Annotated in this window: 6 protein-coding genes; 3 read left to right on the plus strand and 3 right to left on the minus strand. The window is 61.4% G+C overall.

What is annotated here, in order from left to right; translation table 11 throughout:
• Positions 1-111: 111 nt before the first annotated feature.
• The 3 genes from NX068_RS13770 to NX068_RS13780 form a co-directional block, all read right to left on the minus strand.
• The gene (locus tag NX068_RS13770; RefSeq protein ID WP_263461838.1) at positions 112-2187 is read right to left on the minus strand and encodes a putative bifunctional diguanylate cyclase/phosphodiesterase; all 2076 of its coding nucleotides are present in this window, start codon (positions 2185-2187) and stop codon (positions 112-114) included.
• A gap of 81 nt (positions 2188-2268) precedes the next feature.
• Positions 2269-2781, minus strand: coding sequence for an Arm DNA-binding domain-containing protein (locus NX068_RS13775; RefSeq protein WP_263461839.1), 513 nt, complete (start codon positions 2779-2781; stop codon positions 2269-2271).
• Positions 2782-3218: 437 nt separating this feature from the next.
• A complete protein-coding gene (locus NX068_RS13780; RefSeq protein ID WP_263461840.1) occupies positions 3219-4274 on the minus strand; it encodes a HipA domain-containing protein in 1056 nt (351 codons plus the stop codon).
• A gap of 369 nt (positions 4275-4643) precedes the next feature.
• Between NX068_RS13780 and NX068_RS13785 the strand changes: the two genes are divergently transcribed.
• From NX068_RS13785 to NX068_RS13795, 3 genes are read left to right on the plus strand one after another with little or no spacing between them, the layout of a single operon-like run.
• Positions 4644-5372, plus strand: coding sequence for a hypothetical protein (locus NX068_RS13785; RefSeq protein WP_263461841.1), 729 nt, complete (start codon positions 4644-4646; stop codon positions 5370-5372).
• Positions 5369-7855, plus strand: coding sequence for a polyketide synthase (locus NX068_RS13790; RefSeq protein WP_263461842.1), 2487 nt, complete (start codon positions 5369-5371; stop codon positions 7853-7855). Before NX068_RS13785 ends, NX068_RS13790 begins: the two co-directional genes overlap by 4 nt.
• Positions 7840-10923: a MupA/Atu3671 family FMN-dependent luciferase-like monooxygenase gene (locus NX068_RS13795; RefSeq protein ID WP_263461843.1), complete on the plus strand. Its 3084-nt coding sequence runs from the start codon at positions 7840-7842 to the stop codon at positions 10921-10923. Before NX068_RS13790 ends, NX068_RS13795 begins: the two co-directional genes overlap by 16 nt.
• Positions 10924-10930: the final 7 nt, after the last annotated feature.

Below are 10930 nucleotides of genomic sequence, written 5' to 3' on the forward strand. Positions count from 1 at the left end.
CAGCAAGAAACTCGGAGCACCGAGGTATGTTGTTCACCGCCGACCCATCACAACGGGTTCCGGGCCACTTCCGTTCTTTTCAGTATTTCCGGCTTTCAGGCCGATCCGGCGCTAAAGCGCCAGGGCTGTGTCACGGACGGCCCTCCGGCTCACTACGGCGCAATGCGGGGAGCACGTTTCTCGCTTGCGATCGATGCGCTCGATTCTGAGTGCATCCTTGCCGTTGGGCACGGGGCGGCCGAACAAATAGCCTTGAACTTCGACGCAGCCCTCATTGCGAAGGCAATCGAGTTGTTCTTCAGTCTCGACGCCTTCCGCCACGGTCGTGACGCCGAGCCGCTTGCCAAGGTCCGTGACGGCTCGCACGACAGCGGCGCAATCGGGACGGCTGACGGCATCTTTCACGAACGATCCGTCGATCTTGATCTTGTCGAAGGGGAAGGCGCGCAGATGCGCGAGCGACGAATAGCCGGTGCCGAAGTCATCCAACGCGATACGCACGCCAAGGTCCCGCATCCGTCGCAGATCTCCGATTATGTCGCGTTCGTTGTCGAGCAATGCAGTTTCGGTGATTTCGAGTTCAAGCCGGTTTGGCGACAGACCGCTCGCGACCAGCGCCGACAGCACATAGCCGTGCAAGGTCCCCTTGCCGAGTTGAGTCGCCGATATATTGACGGCGATCCGCGCACGATCCTCCCAACTGGCTGCCTCGCGGCAAGCCGTCTCCAGAACGAATGCGCCGAGCGCATCGGCCAAGCCGAATTGCTCTGCCACCGGCACGAACTCGGCAGGCGAAATCCAGCCACGGAGCGGATGGCGCCAGCGCACCAGCGCTTCGCGGGCCGTGACTTCACCGGTCTCGATCGAGACGATCGGCTGATAGAACACGAATAGATCGTCCCGATCCTGCAGCGCCTTGCGGAAATCTTCTTCGAGACGTGCTCGCTCCTGGATTCGGGTTTCCATGCTGGAAGTGAATATGCGCGCGTTGCCTTTGCCCGCCTCCTTGGCCGCATAAAGGGCGATATCGGAACGGGCGAGCAGGTTTTCGGCGGTGTCGCCATGTTGGGGAGCAAGCGCGATACCGATGGACGCGCCGATCGTGATGTTGCCATGCCCGAAATCGTAGTTGGCGCTTACGGCCTCAACGATCCGGTCCGCATGGGCCTTGGCTTCATCGACGTTGCCATGAGGCAAGATCACGGCAAATTCATCCCCACCAAGTCGACTGACGAGCATCGCCCGCGCGTTGCAAACCGCGCTCAGCCGCTTCCCCACCTCGACGAGCAGCAGGTCGCCGATCCCGTGGCCACGCGTATCGTTCACCAGCTTGAAGCCGTCGAGGTCGATATAGAGCAGGCCGATCGGATTGCCCGGTGCTGCAAGCCGACGTTCGAGTTCGTCGTTGAAGCTGGCGCGATTGGGCAATCCCGTCAGCATGTCATAGTGCGCGAGATGGCTGACGCGCTCGCGCGCATCGACCATGCGCACGAAGTCCCGATTCTGGATGAGGCCGATGACGGCTGTCGCGATGATCACGGGGAAGAAAGAGGTCGCCATGATGATCAGGGACAGGATTCCGCTGGATGCGAAATAGCCGAGAAAGGTCGTCCCGCCGATGATGGTGACGCTCAGCATCGCCGGGCGCAAATGCGTGAGGCACAACATACAGGCAAGTATGGTGATCGCCAGATAGAAGGCGACATGCGCCTTCTGATAGGCGTCCCCATAAGGGAAAAGCGCAAGAGACCAGGCACACACTGCACAGCCGAGAACGACGGTGAGCACGGTCGTGCGCAACTGTTCCTTGCGAATCTGTTCCGCTGTGAACTGGGCGTTCCGCCTGAGCCACCACATGGCGACCCGCACGCAGCTCACGATGGAGAAGCCCACCGGAATCGCTATGGTCAGGCGCGCCGGCGCATGATCGAAAAATGCGACCGCCACCCCCCAACTGTTCGCAAGGAGCGTGAAATAGAGCAGCGGAACCAGATGGGAATGCACCGACCACTGCTCCTGGAGCAGCTTTTCGTTGTCGGACTGCACCGGGAAGATCATGGCAAGGCGCGAGGCGATCCAGTGCAGCACCAAGCGGCCTTCCCGTCCGACAGGCGCACCGTCACCCATGATCCGCCCCGGCGAGGAGGGCAAGCCAAGGCTTACGATGCGGCCCAATATTGTCATCATCAATCCGTCCCTTTCGCAACAAGGCGCACTCCCGTTCAACCGCCGGCCTGTGAATGAGCAAGCAAGACTGAACATTGCCAGTTATCGGAAAAGTCTCACTATTTCTTGAATGCAGACTGCGACCTGCTTCACGCTGTCACGGACATGTATCGCCGTGGCAGGCGCGCAGTGCGCCTTCACCTTGTTGCACAAGATCCGGAGGTTTCCGGCCTGGATTTCGGTGAGTAGGCGATTCTGGAAAATCGGACAGGATGTCCCGGTCGATGATGTGCTTGCACACGGCACCGGTGCTCTCGGCCCATCTCGTATGGGCGAGGCAGCTCTCCATCGCCGCGCCGAAAGTCTTGATGGCGCGAACCCGGCGCTTGTCGCGTTGTGCTTTTCCAGCGCGGGCGATATGCCCTGGAGAACGGTCTTGCGCGCCTCCAAGAGCAGTTCGCGCGCCATCGCCAGCGAAATGCCGCTCGGCCCGTAGCGGCCGATGGTCAGGGTTTCGCGGCGGCCGTTGAGACGGTAGTCGTAGCGGAAGGTGACGGTGCCGGCGGGTGATACCGCCAGGGACCAGGAGACCCGCTGATGCCCGGAAAGCCGCATGAAATAAGCTTTCCTGAGGAGGCTTTTACCGTCAAAGACGGCAAAAGCCTGAATAGTGAACGAGAGTGTCTTAATTCCGCCTCAATTCTTACCGTCAACCGTTTTTGCTGGCCGACGATAGCCGTCGATAAATGCCGCGACGCATTTAATTATAAATCAAAACGTTACGACAGCTTTCCGATAGCTGGCGATAGTCCCCGAAGGACCTAAATTCACTCCCACTCGATCATCAACAGGCCCTGAAACCCGCATCGTTAAAGGGGTTGGCTCTGATCGAGTCGGCTTTTATCGTCACTTTTACCGTCAAAACAGCTCATCTTTTGCTGGTGCGGGAGATGGAGCGATTTGCGCGGCGTCGACACTTTCGGCCTTATCGTCGATCAGGATGCATCTTAGCGCGCTCGAACTTGCCCTGGAACGCCCTGCTCTTCGCCTGCTTACGGCGACATCCCACCGAGTGTTCTGGCCGCCTGCTCAAGCCCGCCCAGGATGGCATAGCGGACACGCGGTGAGAAGTCCTGTGGCAATTCGGCTTGCACTTCGGCAATGGCCGCTGGTGTACGAGCAACAAGTTCTTCAACGATCGGCTCGGCGGTCGATGCGTAGCCAACTTTCTGCGCGGTGCTGTTGAAGTGCCTGCGCTGGATACCGTGCATCTCGTAGTGTCGATTCTTGCCGAGTAGGGCCATGGCCAACTTGATCTCATACGGAGACCACTGGTTGGGGCCATCGCCCAACACCGGGTAGACCGACATCACGTCATACAGCGGGGTCAGCTGGAAACGACCGCGTGGCAGAAGCTGGATGCTGAAGTTCTTGGCATGGCCATCGGGCGCGCGCAGCAACCAGAACAGCACCTGCGCCGCCATCAGCGTCTTCATGTCGGCCTCGGTATTCACCGATTGCCTCAGCGTGCCGAACAGGGCCTTGAGCCCAGGACCGCCCTCGTTCTCGTACTTGCGTAATGGCGAGCAGCTCTCGACCTGGCAAAAGTCCTCCTGTGGCAGACGCATGAGCCACTGCCTATTGGGTGCGACGCGCCGGTCGAAACGCACCACCACCACCAGCACACGCTGTCGGCCGAAGGTCACGATGCGGGCATCAGCCACGGGCAATCCGTAGGCTTTCAGCAGCCGCAAGCATAGCCATTCGTTGTCGACGGACGTGCTGAAGTCCGCCCGCCGCCCGCCCATCAGACCGAGCGGAAGCTTGAAGATGTGGCTCGTCGGCGTGGCGCCACGCGGCGCCAGCCATTGCTCGCCCCACCACAGGAAGGCCGTCTTCTCCTGTGCACCGGCCAGTGAGATGCGAAAGTCAGCATCCGGGTTTCGACCCGCAGCGAAGGCCTGCGGCGAAACGGTCTCGACCAGGTGCCGCTCGATATCCTCTTCAGATAGGGGCACGCCCTCGATGCGATCGAAGTCCGTGGGCACCTCCTCCTCATCCAGGATCTGGACGGCGCCCACGCAATCGCGCTCGATGGCCTTCAGCAAGTCGAACGGCTCGGTCGAACTAGTTGGCGACCTTCTAGCCCTTGACAGGCAGGTTCTGCAGATTGAACGGCAGCGACAAGGACAGCGGCCGGCCAAGGAACTGCAGTGCGACACGGATTGGCTTGCTGCCGAGCCCATTTCTGTACCCAGCTGCTGCAACTGCAACAGCTTGAGTTTGGGTGAAATGACGAGAGATCCGCGGTTCCCTTATCTCTGGCGTACGGCGCACCTAATCAACTTGAGCCGCCTCGCAACGCGAGGAGCTTGTGCTCGCATCTAAAAGTCCCTAAAGTCTGCGCAGCGAAGTTCACTTCTCGCCACCCGGATACTGGCGCTGCGTTCAACTTTAACCTAAAGGAGACAGGCCTCATGGAAATTCGAGTTCAGCGCACGATTGGCGTGCTTCCGCAGCACGCTCGCAGTTTTATCCAGCTAGCACTGCAGACCGCAGAGCGCTCGCAGAAGGTGATGGGAATCGCGTCCGACGTCTTCTACAACGCGCACGCGAACGACGAGGCTATGGAGTTCGTGGTCTTTACTGACTTCGAGAGCATGGCCGTCTACGAGAAGCGCTTCCTTGGTGATCTGCTGCACGACATGGACTATCTAAAGCTCGCCGCTGGCGCTGTGGAAATGATCCGCGACGAGCCGCTCGACGAGATGTTCGTGCGACTGCAGCCGGACGACTATTTCATGAACCTCGGTACGACTAAGCGTCGGAAGTTCACCTTCGAAAAAACTAAGCCTGCAAAGGCGTCGAAGCCATCGCGGTTTCGCCGCGAGCGGGAGTACTGCGCTGCCAAGGGGCAGCTACGCAACGTGATGCAGATGAACTTTGACTTCATGGACAAGTACTTCCGCGGCACCGGCAGTATCCCCAAGTTCTTCTGCACACGCTTCTCAGCAAAGCGCATCGGCTCTACAAAGTTGTACTTCGATGCTGACGAGTGTCCGCAATGCACGCCCGCTTTCATCGAACAGGATGAAGACATCGCGGTAAATCGTAGCGGGCTGCTCCTGCGCGCGCCTATCGACCGCCTCTTTACCCGCGTTGATGCCTCGATGGCAGGCTTTTCGCTTGCTAAGCTTGCCGAGTGACGAGGTCAGCACGGCCCGACCTAGGGCAACGGTTGTCGGATGTCGCAATCGTCGGAATCGACTGCCGCGCTGCTGGGGTGCCTAATCGCCATCAGTTCTGGCGAGGCTTGGTCGATGGCAGCGTTCGCACTGGACCATGGCCGCGCTCGCGCTGGCTGCTTTCTGATCTGTGGTCCTCTTCGTGGGTAGACGGTAAACCACCACCGCGCGTTCTTCGCGCCATGCACGGCGCCTACCTTGACGGGGTAGACGCGTTCGATGCCGCGCTGTTTGGCATCTCAGCGCGAGAGGCCGCCGCGATGGATCCGCAGCACCGGCTCATCCTTGAGGCGTGCTGGATAGCATTGCAAGACGCTGCGATTGATCCACGCCGACTCGCCCGTTCTGCGATCGGTGTCTTTGTCGCTCTCTCGTCGATGGACTATGCATTGCTGGGTCACGAAGCTGGTGCACGAGTCGGTGCCTACTCGGCGTTAGGTGCCACCAAGAGTCTGGCTGCGAACCGTGTTTCACATGCGCTTGGTCTCGTCGGGCCTAGCATGACCATCGACTCGGCATGTTCTTCGGGCCTGGTCGCGCTGCACTTGGCGCGCCGCGCGCTCGGGACGGGCGAGTGCGAGTTGGCCATCGTCGCTGGCGCTAACCTTGTGCTAGCGCCGACCGTGAACGCCGCCTTCGACCGCGCCGGCATGCTGTCTTCGCGCGGGATGTGCACGCCTTTTCGTGTGGGCGCCGATGGCTACCTGCGCGGTGAGGGCGTGGCCGCGCTGGTTCTCAAACGCTACGCTGACGCGATCGACGATGCAGACCCAGTGCATGCGGTCGTGATTGGCTCGGCCGTCAATCAGGACGGACGTACTCCCGGAATTACGGTGCCCGCAACCGAGGCGCAGGTGGCCGTTGTGCGCGCCGCTTGGGAAGACGCCCGGGTTAGCTCCGACGACATCGACATCCACGAGGCGCATGGCACGGGCACGCCAGTTGGCGACAGAGCAGAAATCGATGCACTAGCCACGCTCTTCAAGGACCGCAACAAGCAGACACCCTGCTTCGTCGGTTCGCTGAAGGCCAACTTCGGTCACACCGAGGCGGCCGCCGGCCTCTTTGGCGTGATTAAAGTTTCCAGCGCTCTCGCCAAAGGTATCTCACCACCGCATGCTGGAGAAGGTGAGCTAACGAAGTGGCCCGCGGATGTCCACGGCCGATTGCATTGGCCAGAGTTGACCGAGTCACTGTCCTCGCAACCAACACCTTGGCATGGCAGCGTTAGTGCGTTTGGATTCGGTGGCACCAACGCGCATGTTGTGTTGCGCGCTGCGCCACCGGCGCGCCAGGCGGTGGCGCGGCGGCTCGCCCTCCCGCTTTCGGCCCACAGCACGACCGCCTTATGCAAGCTGGCCGACGCCTGGGCCGAGGCATTTGAAAGTTCCGATCCGTTGCGCGCGACGGCACTTGCCCTCAGCGCGCGCCGGGCCTACGCCGGTGAGCGCACGCGCATGTATGTCGAAGCGGTCGATGGGAGAGACGCGACGCACAAGCTGCGCCTGGCAGCAGCCGAGCACGATATGAGCGAGGTAGGCGCGGTGAGGCGGGGCGTGCTCCTTCTCGGTGCACCCGAGACCGAGCAGGGGATGTGCGCAGCGGCGGGCACGAACGGAGGCAGTGGAATCGCTGCTCAGTTGCACTTGCTGTCAAAGCTCCAAGCGGTGTTGCCAGATTGGCCAGTCCATTCGCTAGGGGCCCATCCACTCGCACTCGCACTCTGGCGCGGACAGATCGATCTCGCAAGTGCTCTCGAGCGGCTTAGAGAGCCAGATGTCGAACCACGTAGCACGGACAAAGATGTCGATCTTCGTTCGCTGGTCGAGTCTCCGATTCTGACTATCGGCACGATCCCTCAGGATGCGAATCCTGACTGCAGACTGTTTGTGCTTAGGCCGGGCGATGACCCAACCTCAATCCTTGGCGCTTTGTGGAAGGATGGGGTCGACGTGCGCCTGGATGCCTGGGCCCCGCCCGCCGTCTCCGCGGCCAGTGGCGCGCCGCCCTATGCATTCGAACCGGGTCGCCACTGGCATGCGGTAGGAACGAGCAACGAGATCAAACTGGAGACTTCGGCGCCAGCGGATCTGCCTGAGACGGTCCCGCTCGAGCTCGGCGAACTCTCGTATGTTTCGCAGCACCGCATCGATGGCGAGACTGTTGTTCCAGGGGCGGTACTGCTCGACCTTGCGCTGGCCGCCGCGACTCAGAGGCACCCACTTGCGACTGGCATATGGAGCGCACACGACGTGTGCTTTGAAGCGCCACTATTCATTCATGGTGCGGCGTCATCTACCCGGTTGGAACTGCGGCCAGTTGCTGGAGAAGATGGCGTTTGGGCGTTTGTAGTCCTGCAGTCCACCCGCCACTCGACACGGCGTATTGCCAGTGGGCGACTGAAACGGGAACACCATCAGGGGGGTGCATGCGCTTCAGCCTGATGTACTTTTCGAGCGGCGAGCGAGAAGGGGCTGCGGCCACCTACACAAGGTTGCTCGATTTCGCCCGCCGCGCTGATTCCTCAGGCTGGACCCGCGTGTGGTTACCCGAACGACATTTTACCGACTTCGGCGCCGTTCATCCCAATCCCGCGGTGCTTGGTGCGGCGGTAGCGACACAGACTCAGAGGTTACGCATCGCCGCTGGAAGCGTCGTTGCACCGCTACACGACCCACTTCGCATTGCCGAAGAATGGGCGATCGTCGATAACCTGAGCAAAGGCCGCGTGGACTTGTCGCTAGCGGCTGGCTGGCGCGCCGAAGACTTCGTACTCGCGCCCGCATCCTACGCGGAACGAGCAAGTGTGCTCGCCAAGAGCGCGGACGAAATTCGCCGGCTCTGGCGCGGCGAGTCGCTAGCGCGCCCAGATGGCAAGGGCGCTACTCGCTGCGTGCGGACGCGCCCGAGACCCTACCAGCCAGACCTTCCGCTATGGGTCACCGCCGCACGTAGTGGAACCAGTTTCGAGATGGCCGGTAGCTTGGGCGCTAGCCTTCTGACATATCTTGTTGATCTGGGCTTCGACGGCCTCACGAAGCGCATAGCCGACTACCGCAGTGCGCGACAGCTTGCAGGGTTCACCGGGCCCGGATGGGTGACCGTGATGTTGCACAGCTTTGTCGGTGCCAGAAGCGGCGACGTACGAACTGCGATCGCACCTTCCTACATTGACTACTTGGTTGCCAACCGCGAGTTGCTAGGGGCGTCCGGAACGCTGACTGCCGGAGATGCGGCAGACCTTGCACAGGCTCAGTTCGAGCGAGTGTTCGAACGGCTCTCGCTCATCGGTGGGAGATCAGCGTGCGTCCAGGTAGTTAACCGGTTGCGCGAACTGGGGGTGGACGAGATCGCCTGTCTTGTGGACTTCCCGGCTGATTTGAGTCTAGTTGATGACGCATTGCCAAGGCTCTTTGAGCTCGCGGACGATTGCGCGGGGCCGAATGTTGTCTGGAGCAGGATCGAGCCGCCACCATTAGTTCGCGTCGATGGGGATGCCTTCTACACCTACATTGAGCAACGAGGCGCTGTGTATGGGCCTGTGTTTCGATGGTTGCAAAGCGCCGAAGCAAACGAGCGTAAGGCTCGCTGCGAACTCGTTGTTCCGGCGGATATGCCTGCGAGCGCAGAACGAGCCTTGCTGATCGACGCGGCAGTATCCTGTGCCCATGCGATCGGAATGACTCCAGGTTTGCGAGCGAGTGCGCACCCGCTAGGTCTTCCCGTGGGTATCGACTCCCTGCGCGCGCTTTCGCCAGTGCAGCAAGGCGCGCGGCTGTACGTCGAGATTGAGCTGGTAGAACTCACCGAGAGCAATGCGCGATTCGACGTCGATGTGCGCGATAGTGGCAAAGCGTTGGTTCTCGAGTTGCGGGGATTGCGCATGAGCAGACCGCCGCCGCTTGTCCATAGCGCTGCCAACACCATGCCGATGGGCTTGCTTCGAAGCCCCGCCTGGCAGACGACGAGTCCTCAGCCTTCTTTGAGTGCTGCCTCGAGTACAAGGACCGGTGAAGTGTTGGGTTTTGACGGCGACTTTGCACGCGCCCTTGCCCATGAACGCGACCCAAAGACGACTACATGGCTTTGGTGCACTCCCGACGCGGCATCGGCAGACAGAGAGTCGCTCGAGGCCGACATTCAGACCTGGGTCCCGCGGATGGTTGCCGATGTCGCCCGCTGGCGCGCCACCACCGGGACGGGGCCGATGGTGGTGCTACTGCGTGGTTCTCGCCGAGTCGATCGCACTGATGCCTTGCCAAGTCCTTTATCGTCCGCGCTTTGGGCTGCAGCCTGTTCGCTGTTGGCAGTGTCGGGACAGGGGTCAGCCCTCTGGGTGCTTGATGTCGAGACCAAGGCGTTGGCCGCGGATGCCGCTGCTTGTGCACAGATCCTTGCCGATTCGGAAGGTGGTGGGGCCTTGGCTTGGCGAAACGGACTATGGTTGCGACCCACTCTCGAGCCGATGTCGGTGGAACCAAAGGCGCAAGCAAGAAGCTCGCGCGCGCTCATCACTGGTGGCAGCGGCGGTCTGGCCCGCCCTCTCGCCGCCTGGCTTGCCGCAGAGGGAGTGCGAGACCTGCGTTTAGTGTCGCGTCATCCCGAACGCGCTGCATGGTGGGCTGACGCACTGGCGAGTCTGCCTGGCTCCCCTCGTATCGAACGCGTTGCAGCCGACCTCGCTGAAGCGGAGGACACTAGGCACGCGCTACAAGGCGATGAACCGTGGGATGCAGTGTTTCATCTCGCGGGCGATGTAGTCGACCCGCGCGGCGACAAGGGTGATGCCGACGCCGTGGCGCGCTGCCTGCGACCCAAACTAAGTGCGCTGCGCCGCATGCGTGCTGCGTGGGGCGATGCGCCACCTAGCCGACTCGTGGTGTTCGCAAGCATCGCTGGGCTCGCAGGCTCGGCCGGCCAGGTCGCCTACGCTGCGGCCAATGCGGCCATGGCTGCCAGCGCCACGATTGACGTCGCAGCGAACGGCACGGCGGTCACGGTTATCTGGTGGGGGCCATGGGCCGACGTGGGAATGGCCGCGCTTCCGGAGCTTGTACCGTTGCTGGCAGCAAAGGGTGTCGCGCCGATTCCACCGTGGGAGGCACTAGCCGCGATGCGGCTCGCGCTTGATTCCAGGCTCAACGAGGTGGTCATCGCGCGCGAGTCGTTGGTGACATCGGCTGCGCGGTCGACATCACACGTCGGCATGATGGAATGGGATGGCCAGCTCGACGCGGCTAGCCTGCACGCATTGCTGCGCGACAAGGTGCTGCAGCTGCTTGCCCGCATTTTGGAAGTCGACCCTGGCAGCATCGACCCCCAAAGGAATCTCTACGAACTCGGCTTCGATTCGCTTATGGCAATCGAGCTAAAGGGTGAAGTACGTACGCTGCACGGCATCGATTTGAACCTCGCCACGATGCTCGACGCCAGCAGCTTGAACGACATCGTCGATGCGATAGTGCCAGTGCTCGCCGGCAAGGAGACCGAGCCGGGCACACTTAGGCTCTGAGCAGATA

Origin of the sequence: Thauera carbonicopians, assembly GCF_025699485.1 — a bacterium.
GTDB lineage: Bacteria > Pseudomonadota > Gammaproteobacteria > Burkholderiales > Rhodocyclaceae > Thauera.

What these genes read in the sequence shown, in the direction of transcription:
- NX068_RS13795 (WP_263461843.1), top strand. Translation starts at nt 7,840, where the DNA reads ATGCGCTTCAGCCTGATGTACTTTTCGAGCGGCGAGCGAGAAGGGGCT.
- NX068_RS13785 (WP_263461841.1), top strand. Translation starts at nt 4,644, where the DNA reads ATGGAAATTCGAGTTCAGCGCACGATTGGCGTGCTTCCGCAGCACGCT.
- NX068_RS13770 (WP_263461838.1), bottom strand. Translation starts at nt 2,187, where the DNA reads ATGATGACAATATTGGGCCGCATCGTAAGCCTTGGCTTGCCCTCCTCG.
- NX068_RS13775 (WP_263461839.1), bottom strand. Translation starts at nt 2,781, where the DNA reads ATGCGGCTTTCCGGGCATCAGCGGGTCTCCTGGTCCCTGGCGGTATCA.